This window comes from Bradyrhizobium sp. CFUWI (genome assembly GCF_056429085.1).
The window spans coordinates 693,393-713,032 of the sequence record NZ_JBWJZE010000002.1 but is presented as its reverse complement, the minus strand read 5'-3'; the positions used below and the strand labels follow the sequence as shown (position 1 = coordinate 713,032).

General features: G+C 65.9%; 17 protein-coding genes. 12 read left to right on the top strand and 5 right to left on the bottom strand.

From position 1 onward, the window contains the following. Positions 1 to 2: 2 nt before the first annotated feature. Both AC066S_RS07045 and AC066S_RS07040 read left to right on the top strand, forming a co-directional pair. On the top strand, positions 3 to 1,178 hold the full coding sequence (locus AC066S_RS07045; protein WP_126255945.1) for a glycosyltransferase family 4 protein: 1,176 nt from the start codon (positions 3 to 5) through the stop codon (positions 1,176 to 1,178). 29 nt (positions 1,179 to 1,207) lie between these two features. Next, on the top strand, positions 1,208 to 2,743 hold the full coding sequence (locus tag AC066S_RS07040; RefSeq protein WP_478269282.1) for a glucosamine inositolphosphorylceramide transferase family protein: 1,536 nt from the start codon (positions 1,208 to 1,210) through the stop codon (positions 2,741 to 2,743). 97 nt (positions 2,744 to 2,840) lie between these two features. Here AC066S_RS07040 and AC066S_RS07035 read toward each other — a convergent pair whose 3' ends face one another. From AC066S_RS07035 to AC066S_RS07015, 5 genes are all read right to left on the bottom strand, one after another. Then, on the bottom strand, positions 2,841 to 3,788 hold the full coding sequence (locus tag AC066S_RS07035; protein ID WP_126255947.1) for an ABC transporter substrate-binding protein: 948 nt from the start codon (positions 3,786 to 3,788) through the stop codon (positions 2,841 to 2,843). Between the two features lie 123 nt (positions 3,789 to 3,911). Beyond that, the gene (locus tag AC066S_RS07030) at positions 3,912 to 4,952 is read right to left on the bottom strand and encodes an ABC transporter permease subunit (RefSeq protein WP_126255948.1); all 1,041 of its coding nucleotides are present in this window, start codon (positions 4,950 to 4,952) and stop codon (positions 3,912 to 3,914) included. Further along, a complete protein-coding gene (locus AC066S_RS07025) occupies positions 4,945 to 6,468 on the bottom strand; it encodes a sugar ABC transporter ATP-binding protein (RefSeq protein ID WP_478269281.1) in 1,524 nt (507 codons plus the stop codon). The genes AC066S_RS07030 and AC066S_RS07025 overlap by 8 nt, the downstream gene beginning before the upstream one ends. Before the next feature lie 138 nt (positions 6,469 to 6,606). After that, positions 6,607 to 8,052 (bottom strand): xylulokinase, encoded by a 1,446-nt coding sequence (gene xylB / locus AC066S_RS07020; protein ID WP_478269280.1) that lies wholly within the window; start codon positions 8,050 to 8,052, stop codon positions 6,607 to 6,609. Positions 8,053 to 8,064: 12 nt separating this feature from the next. After that, positions 8,065 to 8,988: a LysR family transcriptional regulator gene (locus AC066S_RS07015; RefSeq protein ID WP_375308006.1), complete on the bottom strand. Its 924-nt coding sequence runs from the start codon at positions 8,986 to 8,988 to the stop codon at positions 8,065 to 8,067. Between the two features lie 106 nt (positions 8,989 to 9,094). Between AC066S_RS07015 and AC066S_RS07010 the strand changes: the two genes are divergently transcribed. From AC066S_RS07010 to AC066S_RS06965, 10 genes are read left to right on the top strand one after another with little or no spacing between them, the layout of a single operon-like run. Next, a complete protein-coding gene (locus AC066S_RS07010; protein ID WP_126255952.1) occupies positions 9,095 to 9,418 on the top strand; it encodes a Dabb family protein in 324 nt (107 codons plus the stop codon). After that, positions 9,415 to 10,494: a maleylacetate reductase gene (locus tag AC066S_RS07005; protein WP_135168284.1), complete on the top strand. Its 1,080-nt coding sequence runs from the start codon at positions 9,415 to 9,417 to the stop codon at positions 10,492 to 10,494. The genes AC066S_RS07010 and AC066S_RS07005 overlap by 4 nt, the downstream gene beginning before the upstream one ends. A gap of 4 nt (positions 10,495 to 10,498) precedes the next feature. Further along, positions 10,499 to 11,863 (top strand): amidohydrolase family protein, encoded by a 1,365-nt coding sequence (locus tag AC066S_RS07000; RefSeq protein ID WP_478269279.1) that lies wholly within the window; start codon positions 10,499 to 10,501, stop codon positions 11,861 to 11,863. Positions 11,864 to 11,884: 21 nt separating this feature from the next. Further along, on the top strand, positions 11,885 to 12,787 hold the full coding sequence (locus AC066S_RS06995; RefSeq protein ID WP_478269278.1) for an NAD(P)-dependent oxidoreductase: 903 nt from the start codon (positions 11,885 to 11,887) through the stop codon (positions 12,785 to 12,787). Between the two features lie 14 nt (positions 12,788 to 12,801). Beyond that, the gene (locus tag AC066S_RS06990; protein ID WP_478269277.1) at positions 12,802 to 13,686 is read left to right on the top strand and encodes an intradiol ring-cleavage dioxygenase; all 885 of its coding nucleotides are present in this window, start codon (positions 12,802 to 12,804) and stop codon (positions 13,684 to 13,686) included. A 58-nt stretch (positions 13,687 to 13,744) separates the two neighbouring features. Beyond that, positions 13,745 to 15,139, top strand: coding sequence for an FAD-linked oxidase C-terminal domain-containing protein (locus AC066S_RS06985; protein WP_478269276.1), 1,395 nt, complete (start codon positions 13,745 to 13,747; stop codon positions 15,137 to 15,139). 10 nt (positions 15,140 to 15,149) lie between these two features. Beyond that, positions 15,150 to 16,673, top strand: coding sequence for a sugar ABC transporter ATP-binding protein (locus tag AC066S_RS06980; RefSeq protein ID WP_478269275.1), 1,524 nt, complete (start codon positions 15,150 to 15,152; stop codon positions 16,671 to 16,673). Beyond that, a complete protein-coding gene (locus AC066S_RS06975) occupies positions 16,666 to 17,616 on the top strand; it encodes an ABC transporter permease (RefSeq protein WP_135164021.1) in 951 nt (316 codons plus the stop codon). Before AC066S_RS06980 ends, AC066S_RS06975 begins: the two co-directional genes overlap by 8 nt. After that, complete coding sequence (locus AC066S_RS06970) at positions 17,613 to 18,590, top strand: ABC transporter permease (RefSeq protein ID WP_126255960.1); 978 nt, start codon at positions 17,613 to 17,615, stop codon at positions 18,588 to 18,590. The genes AC066S_RS06975 and AC066S_RS06970 overlap by 4 nt, the downstream gene beginning before the upstream one ends. A 42-nt stretch (positions 18,591 to 18,632) precedes the next feature. Further along, positions 18,633 to 19,607, top strand: coding sequence for a sugar ABC transporter substrate-binding protein (locus AC066S_RS06965; protein WP_126255961.1), 975 nt, complete (start codon positions 18,633 to 18,635; stop codon positions 19,605 to 19,607). The last annotated feature ends 33 nt before the right edge of the window (positions 19,608 to 19,640 follow it).

Genomic DNA, 19,640 nt, shown 5'->3' with positions numbered 1-19,640 from the left:
CCGTGCTCCATTATCAGCCGAACAAGGACTTGGGCGAGACGAGCGCGACGGCACCTGCGCGGCCGAACGGCAATGGGCGAAAACTCCACGTGCTTCTTGCGCAAACCCAGGCCGAGAACGCCGGTGCACAGGAGATCTCCCGGCTGCTCGGCGCCGGGCTGACCGCGCGCGGTCACCGGGTCACCAATCTGTTCTTCTTCCGCAAATCGGACTCCTTTGACGAGCCGCCCGCCACGCTCTACTGCGCGCCGAGCCGGCCGGGCAATCCGCTGGCGCTGCTGCGGATGCTGTGGACGCTCGGCCGCCACATCAGAACCACCAGGCCCGACGCCGTCTTGACCTTCCAGCATTTCGGCAACGTCATCGGTGCCGGCGTCACGCGCCTCGTCAGCCGGGCACCCGTCGTCGCCAATCAGGTTTCATCCGCGCTGGCGATGAGCTGGCCGGTCCGCACCGCCGACATCGCCATGGGCAGCCTCGGCTTCTTCGACTGCATCACGCTCAATTCGCAGGACATGGAGCGCGAATATTCGCGCTATCCCGCCGCCTACCGGTCGCGCATGGTGCATGTGCCGCACGGCTTCGACGACAAGGCCCTCACCCTGTCGAAGGAGACTGCACGAGGTCAATTCAATCTGCCGCCGGAGCGCGTCCTGCTCGGCTGCGCGGCACGGCTGCATCCGCACAAGCGACTCGATCTGGCGATAGGTCTGCTGCCCGATCAACCGACCTGGCATCTTGCGTTGGCCGGCCAGGGAGCCGACGAGGCGCGGCTGAGGCGGCTGGCGAACGACTTGAACGTCTCGGACCGCCTGCATCTGCTGGGGGAGATCCCTCCCGGCCGGATGGCCGACTTCCTCGCTTGTCTCGACGTGTTCGTCTTTCCGACCCAGGCCGAGACCTTCGGTCTGGCCGCGGTGGAGGCCGCAAACGCCGGTGTTCCCTCAGTCGTGACCGATCTTCCCGTCCTGCGCGAAGTGTTGTCCTACGAGGGCAGACCGACTGCACTCTTCGTCGATGCCTCCGATCATGCGAAGCTCTCCGCGGCGGTCTCCAGGCTGGTAACCGACAAGCAATTACGTGACGAGCTGCGACAAAACGCCAAAGGCCTGCGGCTGCGCTATTCGGTAGATGCCATGGTCGAGGAATACGTCCGAATTCTCGACCGGGTCGTTTGACCTGATACGTCGGAACAGATTGGCTCGACATGATCATCGAGTTTCGCTGTGAACGAGAATACGCGCGGCGGTGGATGCGCCGCGAGACGCTGTCGATCGACGGCCGGGATGTTCCGGTTCAAATCGCCTGGACGGCAAATGCCGAGCCGCGGCCCGCGGGTCTCGACACTCTCTTCGAGCTCGAACGTCTGGTGTTGCACAAGGGCAAGCCCAGCGGCACCAACAGGCTCGACAGCATTCCGGAGCGCACGCGGGCTCATCCTGAGACCGCCGACGTCATCGTCGATTTCACCGGTGCCGCGCGCGATCCGGGCAGCGCCGCCCGGCTGTATCTCCGTCCGCTGTTCAATGGAGTTGCAGGCGAGAATGCCGCGCTCGCCGCCATTCTGGCCGGCGACCTGCCGGTGATCGAGATCGTCAACGAGGTCGACGGCTCGGTCGTCGATCGCGGCCATCCATCCGGCGAAATTGCCGCAGGCCTCAGCGGCGCGCTCGAAACCGTCATGGCGCGAACCCTGACCATGGTGGCGGCGATCCTGTCGGGAAGACCGCGCATCGTGCCGCAACTGGCGCGCCCCGCTGGAGCAGGCGTCAGCCGGCAGCCGACGGCCTATGTCGTGCGCGGCCTCGCCGTATCGATCGCCAAGGAGATCTATCGTCTCTGCTGCTATGCCCCGCATTGGCATATCGGATGGCGCTTCAATGACGGCGCCGGCATCTGGCAGACCGGCGATCTGTCGGGTCCGAGCTGGAACGTTCTGAAAGATCCCGGAAACCACTTCTACGCCGATCCGTTTCCGATCACGTGGCAGGGACGAACGTTCGTCTTCTTCGAAGACCTCGATCACCGCGTCGGAAAAGGCATCATTTCGGCGGTCGAGTTTGGTGACGACGGACCGGTCGGCGAGGCCGTGCCGGTGCTGGAGGAGCCGTGGCATCTCTCCTATCCGTTTCTGATCGAACACGGTGGCGCCTTGTGGATGATCCCCGAGAGCTCGACCAACGGTGACGTCGCCCTCTACAAATGCGTCCGCTTCCCGGATAAATGGGAGCGGCACGCGACGCTGCTGTCGGGCCTCGAGCTGGCCGACGTGACGATTACGCGGCACGATGGCCTGCATTATCTGTTCGGCGCCTGGCGCGACGGGACCGGCGGCTACTCGGATTCGCTGGCGATCTATTACGCGGAGCACCTCCTGGGGCCTTGGCTGCCGCATGCCAGCAATCCGGTCCTGATCGACCGCGCGAGCGCGCGGCCGGCAGGGAATTTCGTCACGATCAACGATAAATTGTGGCGCCCGGTCCAGAACTGCGCCGACGGATACGGCGCGGCGCTCGCCCTGGCGGAAGTGGTCGAGCTGTCGCCGACGGCCTTCAGGCAGACCGTGCGCCATTGGCTGAAGCCCGGACCGGCATGGCCCGGCAGGAAGCTCCACACCCTCAATCGCTGCGGCCGGCTCGAGGTGATCGACGGCTCGCGCGTCCAACCCAAGACGAGCGCTTTTGCCAGCAAGTCTCCGTCGACCGTGGTGTCCGCGCGAACCAATCCTTCCGCCGCGCGCTGACGCGGATCAGCGCGAGCCTTCGGCCATGACGCCACGGGCGGCGTGAATCAGACACACCGCCCGCGATTTCGTAGTTTGCCGCCTCAGCAAGGGAAGCTTACTGCGAACGATCCGAGGTCCAGCCCTTGTACTGGGCGACGTTGTCCCTGGTCACGAGCTTGGACGGCAAAAGCTCGACGGTCGAGGCCGGCTTCTGGCCGTTGAGGATACCGACACCGACCTGCACGGCCCGCCGCGCCATGAAGAACGGGTCCTGCGAAGCCGAGGCCTGGATCTGCGGCGACTGCGGATCCTTCAGCGCGGCCTCGATATCGGGCGCGCCGTCGACCGCGGTGATGATGATGCCGCTGCGGTTTTGCTGGCGCGCCGCAAGGTCGGTGCCGATCGCCTGGGGATCGTTGATGGCGAAGATGGCATCGATCTTGGGGAAGCGGGTCAGATAGCCCTGCGCGACGGTGAGGCCGCCTTCGCGCGAGCCCTTGCCGTCCTGGTCGCTGGACAACACCTTGATGCCCGGATTCTTCGAAAAGACGTTCTTGCAGCCGACGACGCGATCGATCACGGCGGAGACCTGCGGCCCGTTCTCGATGATGACGTCGCCCTTGCCGCCGAGCTTGTCGACGATGTACTGGCAGGAGATCTCGCCAGCCTGCACGTTGTTCGTGGTCACGGTGGCATCGGCGCCCTCGGCCGCGGTATCGACCGCAACGACGACGATGCCCGCGGCTTGCGCCTTCTTGATCGCCGGCCCGATCGCCTTGGGATCGCCGGGGTTGAGCAGGATCAGATCGACGCCGGCGGCGATGAAATTGTCGATCTGGGTGACCTGCTTGCCGAGATCGTATTCGAAGCCGACCGCGGTGATCTTCACGTTGGGATTGGTCTTCTTTGCCTCGAACTCGGCGCCCTTCGACAGCGCGACAAAGAACGGGTTACCCATCGACCCCAGCGAGACGCCGATCGACTTGAGCTCCTTGGCCGAGGATGGCGCGGTGCTAAGAACAAGCGCCGTCGCGGCGCCGGCGAGCATGATCGTCTTCAACATGGACTTCCCTCCCTGGTCTGTCTTCATTCCCGGCACGGCAGACCAGTTGCCGCAACGGAAGCTTTCAAGTTCTGGCCGAGCCTTCAAGTTCTGGCCGAGCCTTTCAAGTTCTGGCGGAGCCTTTCAGGTTCTGGCGGAGCCTTGCAGCCGATAGCGATCGAGCGCCACGGCGCCGATGATCACCAGGCCCTTGATGACATATTGCCAGATGTCGGAGACACCGACGAGGATGAGGCCGTTCGACAGCACCGCGATGATCAGCGCGCCGACCAGCGTCCCCCAGATCGAGCCGATGCCGCCGACGAACGAGGTGCCGCCCAGGATCACGGCGGTGATCGCATCGAGCTCGTAGGACTGGCCGAGCTGCAGGCCGTTGGCGGCGTAGAGCCGCGCCGCCTGCATCGCGCCGCCGAGCCCGGCGAAGAGCCCGGAGATGCCATAGACGAAGATCAGCACGCCCCAGACCTTGATGCCCGCGAGCCGCGCCGCGCTCTCGTTGCCGCCCACCGCGTAGATGTGCACGCCGAGCACGGTCCGGCGCAGCACCAGCCAGGAGACCAGGATGACGAGCAAGGCGATCACCGAGAGCCACGGGATCGACGCGACGCCGGGAACGAGCGTCAGCGAGCCGTTGCCGATGAAGGCATAGGGAATGGACGGATTGAACACGGTGGTGTCGGCCCCGAGCAGTCGCGCAAGGCCGCGCACCGCCGTGAGAGAGCCGAGCGTGACGATGAAAGGCGGCAGGCGGAGCAGCGCGATCAGCGCGCCGTTGACGACGCCGAAGACAAGGCCGGTGAGCAGCGCCGCCGGCAGCCACAGCACGCCAAGTTCCGGCAGCTTGGACAGCGTCAGCCCGGCCATCGCGGCGGCCGCCAGGATCGAGCCGACCGAGAGATCGATGCCGCCGGTGAGGATGACGAAGGTCATGCCTGCGGCCAGCACGGTGTTCACTGCGGCCTGCTGCAACACGATGCCGAGATTTTGTCCGGTGAAGAAGCGCCCCTCGGACAGGAAATGGAAGCCGATGCAGAGGATCAGCAGCACCGGCAGCATGCCGAGCGCGCTGATCAGCATCCTCACCCGCTGGCGCTTGGTCTCAGCGGCAGCACCGTTGGTCGTCGTCGGGGCGGACTGAACCTCCGCAGCACCGTTGTCAGGCATCGAGATGCTCCATCCCCGTGGCAAGCGCCATGATGTCTTCTTGTGTCAGCGGCGAATTGGGTCCGCGCCTCACCTCGCCGGCGATATGGCCGGCCCGCATCACGACGACACGGTCGCAAATGCCGATGATCTCGGGCAGGTCGGACGAGATGACGAGGATGGCGGTGCCGGCCTTGGCCAGATTGTCGATGATCGAATAGATCTCGGACTTGGCGCCGACATCGACGCCACGCGTCGGCTCGTCCAGGATCAGCACTTTTGGCCCGATGGCGAGAAGCCGCGACAGGAGCAGCTTCTGCTGATTGCCGCCGGACAGGCCACCGGCGGGAACGCCGACATTGGCGGCGCGGATGCTGAGGCCTGCGAAGGCCCTTTCGGCGCGCTCGCGCGCCTTGTCGCGATCCAGGAACCAGCCGAGCTTTGCGTCGCGGCCGAGCACCGCGAGGTTGATGTTGTCCAGACACGACATATCCAGGAACAGGCCGAGCGCCTTGCGGTCCTCGGTCAGATAGGCGATGCCGGCCTCGAGCGCCTCACCGGGGTTGCGGATCTCGACCGGATGTCCCTCCAGCTCGAGCCGGCCGGAAGTTTTTGGCTGCGCGCCGATGATGAGATGGGCGAGCTCGGTGCGGCCGGCGCCGATCAGGCCGGCCATGCCAACCACTTCGCCCGCATGCACGGTGAGCGAGCAGCCTCTGACGCGCTGGCCGTCGGCCATGTCGATCGCGGCGAGCACGGGATGTCCGCGCCCCGCGTCGGGATCGTGATCCTTCTTGTAGAACGACGAGACGTCGCGCCCGACCATCAGCCGCACGATGGTGTCGGCACGGATCTCGGGCTTGTCGAGCGAACCGACTAGCCGGCCGTCGCGCAGCACGGTGACGCGGTCGCCGAGCGCGTAGACCTCGTCCATGCGATGCGAGATGTAGATGATGGCAAGCCCCTCCGCCCTGAGCTGACGGATCAGCGCGAACAGCCGCGCACTCTCGCCGGCCGACAACGCGGTGGTCGGCTCGTCCATGATCAGAATTTTCGATCTGGCGTGCAGTGCACGCGCAATCTCGACCAGTTGCCGCTGGCCCATGGACAGATGCGCCACCAGCGTCGACGGCTGGAAGTCTGCGCCCAGCCGCTTCAGAATGGGACCGACGCCCTCGCGCATCTCCCCGCGCGCCAGCAGTCCTGAACGCGAGATCTCCCGTCCGAGATAAATATTCTCCGCCACGCTGAGATTGGGCGCCAGCGACAGCTCCTGATAGATGATGGAGATGCCCGCCGCGCGGCCGCCGAGCGGGCCTTCGATCCGTACCGGATGTCCTTCGATGCGGATCTCGCCGCCGGGATCAGGCCTGTAGGCGCCGGACAGGATCTTCATCAACGTCGACTTGCCGGCGCCGTTCTCACCCATCAAGGCGTGAATCTCGCCGGCGTAGACGGTGAGATCGACGGCACGCAGCGCCTTGATGCCAAAGAAGGATTTTGAGACCCCGCGCATCTCGAGGATCGGATCGTTCATCGTGCCTCCCGGCGCACAATGCGTTTCCCACCCGCGTCTCGTTTCTCGGCAGCGCGGTTTGGTCATTAAACAAAAGCGGGTGACGCAGGGCAATACCGAAGGCGAGTATACCGAAGTATGCAAACCAGATTGGGCCAGCTAGTGGCGCGGCCGATACAGTTCGCGCCATGCGGGAAGCCGCTGGGCGTAGGCCTCGATCAGCCCGGCGTCAGGTTCGAACGTCTCGATGCGCTGCGGCCGCGTGCACACCGCGGCGATCGCCTCACCCGTGACAGCAAGTCGCCCCAATCTCGCCGCACCGAACGCCGCGCCGGTCTCGCCGCCGGCAAAGCGGTGGATCGGAACATTCAGCACGTTTGCGAGAACCGAGAGCCAGAATGGCGAGCGCGATCCGCCGCCGATGGCGTCGGCTTCCGCAATCGCAATGCCGGCAGCCGCGAGCGCGTCGCGGCAATCGGCCAGCGCGAAGGCAACGCCTTCGAGCACCGCCTGCACGATCGTCCCGCGATCGGTGCCATGGCTCAAGCCATCGAGCATGCCGCGCACAACGGGGTCGTCGTGCGGCGTCCGCTCGCCGGCGAGATAAGGCAGGAAGCTCACCGGCGACGGTGCCTGCGGGCGCGATCCCAGCGGTGCCAGCAACTCGGCCTCGGCGACGCCGAAGAGGCGCGCGGCCCAGGCCAGGCACGAGGCGGCCGACAGGATCGCGCCGGCCTGAATCCACATGCCGGGAATGGCATGGCAGAACGTATGCACCGCGCGGTCCGGATTGGCGGCGATCGTGCCGGTCGGTGCGAGCAGCGCACCCGACGTCCCCAAAGATACGAACGCGGTTCCCGGCTCGATCGCGCCGATGCCGACGGCACCCGCCGGATTGTCGCCGGCACCGCCCGCGATCACCGGCTGGCGGGTCATACCCCAGCGCCGCGCCAGCTCGCTACGCAGCTTCGCTGCGGGCGCGCAGCCCTCGACCAGACGCGGCATGTGCTCGCGCGTCAGGCCGGTCGCGGCCAGTGCGGCGTCGGACCAGTCCCGGCGCGCGGCGTCGAGCCACAGCGATCCCGATGCATCCGAGACGTCCTCGACAGCCTCGCCTGATAGCACCAGACGCAGATAGGCCTTTGGCAGCAGCACAAGCTTGGTCGCCGCAAAGATGTCAGGCTCGTGCGTCGCGATCCAGAGCAGTTTTGGCGCGGTGAATCCCGGCATCGCCTTGTTGCCTGTCGTCGCGCGCAAGGCGGGCCAGCGCTGCTCCAGGATACGGCACTCAAGGGCTGCGCGTCCGTCGTTCCAGAGGATGCAAGGCCGCAAGGGTCTTAGGTCCGCATCGAGCAGCGTGGCGCCGTGCATCTGGCCGGACAGCCCGATGCCTTCGACGGCCGCCAGCGCGCCGGCATGGCTCGCCTTCAGGGCATCCAGCGTGGCGAAGGTCGCCTCGATCCATTGCGCAGGATCCTGCTCGGAATGACCCGGCCGCGGCGAGGCGATCGACAGCGGCCGGCTCGCGCTTGCAATCACGCGCTGGGCGTCGTCGACGAGAACGGTCTTGACTGCGGAGGTGCCGAGATCGATGCCGAGATACATGGTGCTTCCCGCTCACTTCGCCGCGTCGATCCAGATCCCCGGCTCCGAATGCTCGCGGATGTGGCTGACCAGGAAGTCCGAGAAGACCCGGATCTTGGCCGGCAGCCTGACGCGGTTCTGGTAGGCGATGTTCATGGTGAGCAACGGAAGCTGCCAGTCCCTCAGGACCGGCACCAGCCGGCCGGCCGCGATATCGCCCTGCACGATATAGAGCGGTTGGATCAGGATGCCGAGCCCTGCACGCGCCGCGCCGCAAATGATCTGGCCGTCATTGCTGTCGAGCGTCGGCGCGATCCGCACCGTCTGCGTCGTGCTGCCCTGGCTCAGCCGCAGCGAATAGGGATCGTTGGCGAGATTGTAGACCAGCATGTCGTGACGGGCGAGATCGGCGGGATGCTCGGGCCGGCCGTGCTTCTCCAGATAGGAGGGAGCCGCCGCGAGCACGCGGTGCATCTGGCCGATGCGGCGGACGATGATGTTGGAATCCGGCTCGTGCTCGCGCGTGCGGATCGCGACGTCAATGCCGGCTTCGATGAAGTCCGGATAGCGGTTTGCGCTGATGATCTGCACGTTGAGATTGGGATAGAGCGCGCGGAAGGCGGGCAGCATCGGCGCGAGGTAGATCATCGCGAAGGACAGCGAGGAGGTGACGCGCAGCATGCCCTTCGGCGACAGCGCACGGTCGGAGACGGCGTCCTCGGCTTCGGCGAGTTCGTTCAGCAGCGGGCCGCAGCGTTGCAATAGCTCCTGTCCTGCCTCGGTCAGCCATTGCCGGCGCGTGTTGCGCTCGATCAGCCTGACCGCAAGCCGCTCCTCCAGCGCACTGAGATGACGGCTCGCAGCCGCGTTCGACATCCGCAGGATCTCGGCAGCTTTGGAAAGACTGCCGAGTTCAGCGGTTTTGGAGAAGACCTCGAGTTGAAGCAGCCGGTCCATTTTTGCGAAATCAGGAAAAGAGACTTACAATTTTTGGCCTTTATTTCCGATTTCTGCAAGGCAAAATGGTGCCAACAAAGCGCGATGCAGGCGAGGAAATCAGGAAATGTCGGGCCCGATCAGGCACATCGTGATGTGGCGGCTGCGCGGGGAGACCCCCGAGGAGCGCTCCGCCGCCCGGCTCAAGGTCAAGACCCTGTTCGAGGGCCTCAAGGGCCGGATCGACGGCCTCACCCACATCGAGGTCGGCATCGACGTCAGCGCGGTCGATTACGCCTGCGACGTCGTGCTGTTCTCCGAATTCACCGACCAGACGGCACTCAGCGCCTACGCTAACCATCCGGAACATCTGCGGGTACGCGAAGCATTGGGCGACTTGCGGATCGGTCGCTTCCAGGTCGATTATCCCATCAAAGAGACCGGCGCATGATCGGTTCGTTCACCTTCGAAAACCTGCCCTGCCGCGTCGTGTTCGGCAGCGGAACGCTGGCGAGTGCCAAGGCCGAGGTCGAGCGGCTCGGCGGCAAGCGCGCGCTGGTGCTGACGACGCCGCAGCAGGAGGCGCAGGGCGAGAGCCTGGGGGCAGCGCTCGGCCCGCTCTATGCCGGGCTCTTTCCCGGCGCCACCATGCACACGCCGGTCGAGGTCACCGAGCGCGCGCTCGCGGCGATGACGGCGTGCGAGGCCGACTGCGTCGTCTCGCTCGGCGGCGGCTCGACCACGGGCCTCGGCAAGGCGCTGGCCTTGCGCACCGGCGTCAACCAGCTCTGCATTCCCACCACCTATGCCGGCTCCGAGATGACGCCGATCGTCGGCCAAACCGAGAACGGCCTGAAGACCACGGTGCGCGACGCGGCGATCCTGCCCGAGACCGTGATCTACGATGTCGATCTGACCCTGACGCTGCCGGCGAATCTGGCCGCAACATCCGGCATCAACGCGATCGCGCATGCGGTGGAAGCGCTGCATGCGCGCGACGCCAATCCGGTGACGTCGCTGATGGCCGAGGAAGGCATCCGCGCGCTGGCACGTGCCCTGCCCGCGATCGCCGCCAAGGCCAACGACCGCGAGGCCCGCACCGAGGCTCTCTACGGCGCCTGGCTGTGCGGCGTCTGTCTCGGCACCGTCGGCATGGCGCTGCATCACAAGCTCTGCCATACGCTCGGCGGCACCTTCGACCTGCCGCATGCCGAGACCCACACCATCGTGCTGCCGCATGCGCTGGCCTACAACGCGCCGGCCGTGCCGGAGGCGATGACGCGCATCTCGCGCGCGATCGGCGCGGCTGACGCCCCGCAAGGTCTTTACGATCTCGCCAAGCGGCTGGGCGCGAAGCTGGCGCTGCGCGACATCGGCATGCCCGAAGGCGGCATCGACAAGGCGGCCGATCTCGCGGTGACGAATGCCTACTGGAATCCGCGCCCGCTCGACCGAAACGCCATTCGCGACTTGATCGCACGCGCCTGGGCCGGCGAGCCGCCGGTCGCCGTCAAAGCGGCGGCTTGAAACGATGCCGCGCACGCTGATCAGATCTGCAACGATCATCAGTATGGATGACTCGATCGGCGACCTCGCAACCGGCGACGTGCTGGTCGAGGGCAGTCGCATCGCCGACGTGCGGCCGACGATCGATATCGCGGCGGACACGGAGATCATTGACGGCAAGGGCCGCATCGTCATCCCCGGCCTGATCAACGCGCATATGCACACCTGGCAAACCGGCTTGCGCGGCTTTGCCGCGAACTGGACGCTGCTGGAATATTTCCGCCGCATGCATGCGGGCCTGGCCACCGTGTTCCGGCCCGACGATATCCATATCGCAACGCTGGTCGGCGCGCTGAACCAGATCAACCATGGCGTCACCACACTGGTCGACTGGTGCCACAACAATCCGACGCCCGATCACACCGACGCGGCTGTGCGCGGCCTGATCGAGAGCGGCATCCGCGCCGCCTTCTTCCATGGCTCACCGAAGCCGGAGCCGAAGCTGGGCGAGCCGCATTTCTCGGAAGTGCCGCATCCGCGCCGCGAGGTTGAGCGGCTGCTGGCGGGGCCCCTCGCCGACCGCGACGGCCTCGTCACGCTCGGGCTCGCCATTCTCGGCCCACATTATTCGACGCTCGACGTCGCAATGCAGGATTTCCGTCTGGCGCGTGAGCACAAGCTGATCGCATCCATGCACCAGGGCGGCGGTCCGGCCAAGACCCCGGGCGGCTGGGACAGGCTGATCGAGGCCGGCCTCGTCGGCTCCGGCATCAACATCGTCCACGGCAACGATCTGCCTGACGATCTGCTCGATCATCTCGTCGATCTCGGCGTGTCCTTCTCGGTCACGCCGGAGAACGAGATGATCCAGGGCCACGGCTTCCCGATCACCGGCCGGCTGCTCAAGCGCGGCGTGCGGCCGACCATTGGCATTGATCTGGAATCCGTGCTGGCCGGCGATCTCCTCTCCGCCGCGCGCGTTGCGCTGTCGATGCAGCGCGCGCTCGACAATGCGGAGTCGCGAAAGACCGGCGGCACGATTCCGGCGACGACCACGATCCCTGTGCGCGAGGCGCTGCGCTGGATTACGACGGAAGGCGCCCGCATGCTCGGCCGCGAGCACCAGGTCGGCTCGCTGACGCCAGGCAAGCTCGCCGACCTCGTCATCATCAGCGCCTCCGACCTCAATCTCCACCCGGTACATGATCCCGTCGCAACCGTCGTGATGCAGACGAGCCTTGCCAACATCGAGGCCGTGATGATCGGCGGCGCCTGGAAGAAGCGGAACGGCCGACTGCTGGTCGAGGGGCTGGAGACCAAGAAGAAGCTGCTGGCGCAATCCGGCCGGAGGCTGGTGCAGGACATCGAACGACAAGGACGCGCTGCCTAGCAGCGCCAACGGACAACAATAATGACAGACAGCTCAAGGAACATCGCATTCATCGGGATCGGCAAGATGGGCCTGCCGATGTCGGTGCTCGTTGCCAAGGCCGGCTACGCCGTCACCGCATCCGATCAGAGCACGGCGCGGCTCAATGAGGCACGCGCACAGGGCATTTCAACTGCGGCCGCGCTGGCCGAGGCCGTCAGCGGCAAGACCGCGGTCATCACCTCCCTGCCCGACGACGCCGCCTTGCGCGCCGCGCTGCTCGGTTCCACCGGCCTCATCGCCGCGATGGCGCCGGGTGCCGTCCTGATCGAGACCAGCACCGTCAGCGTCGAAGCTTCAACTGAAGTTGCAGCGGCAGCTCAGGCGCGCGGCATCGCCTATCTGCGTTCGCCGGTCTCCGGCAACGCCAGCATCGTCCACACCGGCGCCCTGACCTGCTTCGTCTCCGGCCCCAAGGACGCGTTCGAGACACTCCAGCCCCTGTTCGCGGCCTTCACCCGCGCGCAGACCTATCTTGGGCCCGCTGAAGAAGCGCGCTATGCAAAACTATCGGTCAATCTGATGATCGCGGTCTCGGCCGCGATGATGGCAGAGAGCCTCGCGCTGGCGCGCAAAGGCGGCATCGCCTGGCCGGACATCCTGAAGGTGCTCGACGACAGCGCGGTCGCTTCGCCCATGGTCAAGTACAAGACCGCGCCGCTGCGGACTCGCGATTTCCAGTCCACCTTTTCCTGCAAGCAGATGGCCAAGGACCTCGACCTGATCCTGGGCGCCGGCCACGCCGTCGGCGTGCCGCTTCAGCTCGCCGCGCAAGTGCGCGAGACCTATGGCTCGCTGGTCGCCCAAGGCGACGGCGACACCGATTTCATTGCCACCGTCAAGCATCTCGAGCGGCTGTCCGGCCTCGGCGAACCAGAGCTCTGACCCACGGAGTCCCTATGCGTAACTTCAACGAAAACACGATCACGGATGCGGTGCTGGAGCGGATCGCGGGCGCGACCGATCCGCGCATCAAGCAGGTGAGCGAAGCGCTGGTGCGGCACTTGCACGCCTTCGTCCGCGAGGTGCGGCCGACCCAGAAGGAATGGGAATTCGGCATCGACTTCCTGACCCGCACAGGACACATGTGCAACGACAAGCGCCAGGAGTTCATCCTGCTGTCGGACACGCTCGGCGTCTCCATGCTGGTGGATGCCATCAACCATCCGGTGCCGGAAGGCGCGACCGAGACCACCGTGCTCGGGCCGTTCTTCGTGCAGGCCGCGCCCGAGAAGGACAACGGCGCCGATATCTCCGGCCCGATGGAAGGCGACCCGATGCTGGTCACCGGTTCGGTCTCGACCGTCGACGGCAAGCCGCTGGCGGGCGCCATCGTCGACGTCTGGCACTCCGACGATGACGGCTATTACGACGTGCAGCAGCTCGACCGGATCGGCGATCTCGCGATGCGCGCCCGCTTCCACACCGATGCCAACGGCCGCTTCCATTTCTGGTCGATCAAGCCGGCCGCCTATCCGATCCCGCATGACGGGCCGGTCGGCGACATGCTGGAGGCGCAGGGACGCCATCCCTGGCGCCCGGCGCATGTGCACGTCATGATCTCGGCGCCCGGTTTCGAACAACTCGTGACGCACGTGTTCGTTGCCGGCGACCAGTATCTCGACAGCGACGTGGTGTTCGGCGTCAAGGACAGCCTGATCCGGGAGTTCGTCCGACATCCCGCCGGCCGTGCGCCGGATGGTCGCATGGTGGAGCGCGAGTATTTTCATCTCAACTATGATTTCGGCTTGAAGCAGGTTGCGAGCAACGCAAGAGCCGCCTAAGCCGGACGACACACAGCGGACCGCAAGAGTCCGCGATCGGGCAGACAGGGAGCTGCGAATGGGACCTCGGGTCAGCACGAGCATATTGGCCGATCGCCTCACCGGCATGATCGGCCCGCGCGCGAGCGTTGCGCGCGGCGTGCTCGATCAGCATGGGCAGAGCGAGTCGCATTATCGCAGTCTGCCGCCCGACATCGTCGTCTTTCCCGAGACGACACAGGAAGTGGCCGAGATCGTCAAGCTGTGCGCCGGCGCAGCCGTGCCGATCGTGCCGTTCGGCGCCGGCACCTCGCTCGAAGGCAACGCGGCCGCGGTCGCGGGCGGCGTCTGCCTCGACTTCGCACGCATGAACAAAGTTCTGGCCGTGCACGACAGCGACATGGACGTCGTGGTGCAGCCGGGCATCACCCGCAAGCAGCTCAATGCGGAGCTGCGCAATACCGGCCTGTTCTTCCCGATCGATCCCGGCGCCGACGCTTCGATCGGCGGCATGGCCTCGACGCGCGCCTCCGGCACCATGGCCGTGCGCTACGGCACCATGAAGGACAACGTCATGGCGCTCGAGGTGGTGCTGGCCGATGGCCGCGTGATCCGCACCGCCAGGCGCGCGCGGAAATCGGCAGCGGGCTATGACCTGACCCGCATGTTCGTCGGTGCGGAAGGCACGCTCGGTGTGATCACTGAAATCACGTTGAAGGTGCATCCGGTGCCGCAGGCGATCTCGGCTGCCGTGTGCAGCTTCGATACGCTGCATGACGCTGTAGACACCGCGATCTCAGTGATTCAGTCCGCGATCCCCGTGGCCCGCATCGAGCTGCTCGACGACGTCATGATGCGCGGCATCAACGCCTACGCCAAGCTCGGCTATCGCGAGGCACCGACCCTGTTCTTCGAATTCCATGGTTCCGAGAGCTCCGTCGCCGAGCAGGCCGAGACCGCGCAGACGATCGCCGCCGATCATGGCGGCCATGGCTTTGCCTGGGCCAAAGCACCGGAGGACCGCAGCCGGCTCTGGCACGCCCGCGACAACACGCTCTATGCCGGCCTGGGCCTGCGGCCGGGTGCGCGCGCGGTGATCACCGATGTCTGCGTGCCGATCTCGCGGCTGGCGGAATGCCTGACCGAGACGCGGCGGGACGCGGACGAGCACGGCTTCACCGCACCGATCGTCGGCCATGTCGGCGACGGCAACTTTCACATGCTGATCCTGATCGATCCGGCCAAGCCGGAGGAAGCCGAAGGCGCCAAGGCGCTGCAGGCCCGCATGGTCGCCCGTGCCATCGCCATGGACGGCACCTGCACCGGAGAGCACGGCATCGGGCTCGGCAAGATCGACTATCTCACCGACGAGCTCGGCGAGGCCGTCGACGTGATGCGGTCGATCAAGACCGCGCTCGATCCGAATGGCCTGATGAATCCCGGCAAGATCTTTGCGAGCGGAGCCAAAGCATGAAGGAGACGGCATGAGCGACGCGCTCCCGATCGAGGTCTCCTCGCCCACCCCGCTGCTGGAGCTGCGCGGCATCAGCAAGGAGTTTCCCGGCGTCAAGGCGCTGGATGATGTGTCCTTTGCCGTCTATCCCGGCGAAGTGCACATGCTGCTGGGCGAGAACGGCGCCGGCAAGTCGAGCCTGATGAAGGTGCTGTGCGGTGCCTATGGCGCCGATGCCGGCGAGTTCTTCTACAAGGGCGAGAAGGTCGCGATCGCTTCCACCGCCGACGCGCAGAAGCTCGGCATTGCCGTGATCTTCCAGGAATTCTCGCTCGTCCCCCATCTCGACATCGCGCAGAACATCTTCCTCGGCCGCGAGCCCAAAGGCCGCATTCCGGGCACCATCGACCGGCGCAAGATCCTGGCCGATGCGAAGCGCGTGCTCGATACGATCGGCTTCGACATCGATCCCTCCACCACTGTCGAAAAGCTCGGCGTGGCCCAGCAGCAGATGGTCGAGATCGCCAAGGCAATCAGCCAGGACGCCCGCATCCTCGTGATGGACGAGCCGACCGCGGCGCTCTCCGACCGCGAGACCGAGCTGCTGTTTGCGCTGATCGCGCGGCTGAAGGCCGACGGCGTCGCCATCGTCTATATCTCGCATCGCATGGCGGAGGTGTTCGCGCTCGGCGATCGCATCACGGTGCTGCGCGACGGCCGCCGTATCGACGGCGTTCGCCCCGCCGACGTGACGCCGGACCAGCTCGTCCGCATGATGGTCGGCCGCAACGTCGACATGACCTATCCGCGCCATTTTGCCGACAAGCCCGGCGAGCTGCTGCTCGAGGTCAAGGGCCTGACCGCGCCAACCGGCATCTCCGACATCAACATCGAGGTACGCCGGGGCGAGATCGTCGGCCTGTGCGGCCTGGTCGGCTCCGGCCGCAGCGAGGTCGCGCGCGCCATCTTCGGTGCCGATCCCATGACGTCAGGCGAGATCATCTTCGACGGCAAGAGCATTTCCGGCGAGCCCGACCTCGCCGCCCGCCGCGGCATTGCGCTGATCCCCGAGAGCCGCAAGAGCGAAGGCCTCGCGCTGCTGCGCTCGGTCAGCGACAATCTCGTGGTATCGGCGCTGCGAAAGCTTTTTCCGAGCGGCCTGTTCGACCAACGCAGGGCACAGCGCACTGCCGACGGCCTGATTCGTCAGCTGCGCATCGCAACCCCGAGCGCGCGACAGACCGTCGGCCTGCTCTCCGGCGGCAACCAGCAGAAGGTCGTGATCGGCAAGTGGCTGGCGGCCGGCTCGAAACTCTTCATCTTCGACGAGCCGACGCGCGGCATCGACATTGGCGCCAAGTCCGAGATCTTTGCGCTGATCGACCGCCTGGTCGCCGACGGCGCGGCGGCGCTGATGATCTCGTCCGAGCAGATCGAGATCTGCCATGTCTGCGACCGCGCCTATGTGATGCGCGAGGGGCGCATTGCCGGACATCTGACCCGCAACGAACTGACCGAGGAGAACATCGTGCGATTGGGGATGCATCATGCGTGAGGCCGCAGTCGCTTCAGAGCCCAATCCGCTGCAACGCATTCCCGGCGTTGCCATCGTGCTGGTGCTGCTCATCGCCCTGTTCGGCGCGATCGCGCCCGGATTCCTGTCGGTCGCGAATCTCTCCAACGTGTTGGTCCAGTCGACCATCCTGACCATGCTCGCGCTGCCGATGACGCTGATCATCATGACCGAGGGGCTCGACCTGTCGATGGGCGCGGTGCTGACGCTGACCTCGCTCTGCGTCGCCATCGTCTCGCTCGCGACCAAGTCGATGCTGCTGGGCTTGGGTGCCGGCCTGCTGGTCGGCGTGGCCTTCGGCACCGTCAACGGCTGGCTGGTGGCGATCCTCGGCATTCCGCCCTTCGTCGCGACGCTGGGCACGCTCGGCATGGCGCAGGGCCTGTCGCTGATCGTCAGCGACGGCCAGAGCGTGGTCGGCATTCCCCACAGCGTGCGCGACATCTATTCGGCGACGCTAGTCGGCATTCCCGTGCCGATCGTGATGGCGCTGGTCACCTACGCTGCGTTCCACGGCCTGCTCTATCACACCCGTTTCGGCACCTACATCTTCGCGCTCGGCGGCAACCGCGAAGCCTTACGCTATGCCGGGCTGTCGCCGAACCGGCTGCTGATCGCGGTCTACGCGATCGGCGGCGCCATGGCCGGCATCGCCGGCCTGCTGATGACCGCGCGGATGAATTCCGGTCACCCCACCGCCGGCCTCGGCCTCGAATTCGATGCCATCGCGGCCGTCGCCGTCGGCGGCACCTCGTTCGAGCGCGGCAATGGCTGGTTGCTCGGCACCCTGCTCGGCGTCCTCTCCGTCGGCGTGCTCCGCAACGGGCTGAACCTGATCTCGCTGCCCTCCTCGGTGCAGGTTGCCAGTGTCGGCGTCCTCGTCATCGTCGCGCTGTTCCTCGATGGTCTCAGGAGCCGCGCATGACCGACATCAGCAAAGAGGCGATCATGCCGCCCCGCTCCTTCCTGTCGCAGGACGCGATCCAGGTGTTCTACCGCCTGCTGGCGGCGCTTCTGATTTGTGCCGTGCTCGCCGTGCTCAGCGATTCCTTCCTCAGCCTCGGCAACATCCTCAACGTGCTCCGCCAGGCAAGCCTGACCTTCTTCATCGCCTCCGGACTGACGCTGGTGGTGCTGACAGCCGGCCTCGATCTTTCCGTCGGCGCCAATGTGGCGCTGTCGGCCTGCATCGCCGGCACCGTGATCCACAAGACCGGCTCGCCGGCGCTCGGCATCCTCACCGGACTTGCCTGCGGCGGCATCGTTGGACTGCTCAACGGCATCATGGTCACCGCGCTCCGCATCCCCTCCTTCATCGCCACCTACGGCATGCTCTGGGTGCTGAACGGCCTCACCTATTGGTACATGGCCGGCGAGACCCTGCACGGCTTCCCGGCCGGCTTCCGCCAGATCGGCAGCGGCTATCTGTTCGGCCTTCCGATCCCGGTCTACCTGCTGCTGGTGTTTCTCGGGATCGGCACGTTCTTCGCACAGCGCACGATCTGGGGCCAGGAGATCTATGCGATCGGCGCCAATCCGGTCGCGGCGCGGCTCTCCGGCATTCCGGTCGCGCGGCGCCTGCTGCTGGTCTATGCCGTCTCCGGCCTCATGGCGGGGCTCGCCTCGATCATCTTCCTGTCGCGGCTCAATTCAGCCGAAGCCGACATCGGCGAAAGCCTGACGTTGCCGGCGATCGCGGCCGTGCTGATCGGCGGCACCTCGCTGTTCGGCGGCGTCGGCACCGTGTTCGGCACCTTCATCGGCGCGTTGATCCTGACACTGGTGCTGAACGGCATGAACCTGCTCTCGGTCAGCGCCAACTGGCAGCCGCTGGTGACCGGCATCATCGTCATTCTCGCGGTCTGGCTCGACATGAAGACGCGCCGGCGCACGCAATGAGTTCCAAGAGGTCCAACAAGCAAAACGAGGGATGGAGGCAACATGAAACAGAAACTGGGATATTTGGCAGTGCCGTTATTGGTGGCTGCCGCGTTCACGACACAGGCCCGTGCTGACGGCGAGACCATCGCCGTCTTCACCAAGAACCAGACCAACCCGTTCTTCCAGACGGTGCGAGTCGGCGCCGACAGCATGGCGAAGACGCTGAACGCGAAGACGCTGCAATACATCCCGACCAAGCCGGACTCGATCCCCGAGCAGCTCAGCCAGATCGAGGACGTCGTGGTGAAGAAGCCGAGCGCGATCGTGTTCACGCCGGTCGACTACAAGGCGATGGTGCCGGGGGTCGAGAAGATCAACGAGGCCAAGATCCCGGTCGTCAACATCACTGATCGCTCCGCGGGCGGCAAGTTCCTGTCCTTCGTCGGCGCCGACGATTACAGCCTCGGCCTGGAGACCGCACGCTTCCTGCTGAAGACGCTCGGCGGCAAGGGCAACATCGTCATCATCGAGGGCGTCAAGGGCTCGCTGACCAATGTCGACCGCGTCCGCGGCTTCAACGACGCGCTGAAGGAAGCGCCCGGCGCCAAGCTGCTGGCCTCGCAGCCCGGCAATTACCAGCGGCTGCAGGCGCTCCAGGTCATGGAGAACCTGATGCAGTCGAATTCGCAGATCGACGGCGTGCTTGCCGCCAACGACGCCATGGCGGTCGGCGCGATCGAAGCCCTCGACGGCGCCAACCGCAAGGCGCAGGTGATCGGCATCAACGGCACCAAGGAGGCGATCGACGCGATCAAGTCCGGCAAGCTGCTCGCCAGCGGCGACTACAACGGCTTTGCGCAAGGCTGCCTCGGCACCATGATGGCGATCCGCTCCTTGCGCAATCAGCCCGTCATCAGCGAGATCGTGCTGAAGCCGACCGTCATCACCAAGGACAACTACCAGCCGTTCGATGTGCCGCTGGAGCAGCGCACCTGCCCGACCTTCGAGGACGCCGGCAAGCTTGGCGCCAAGTAAGTCCACCCATCACGCCCGGACGGCCGCCGTAGC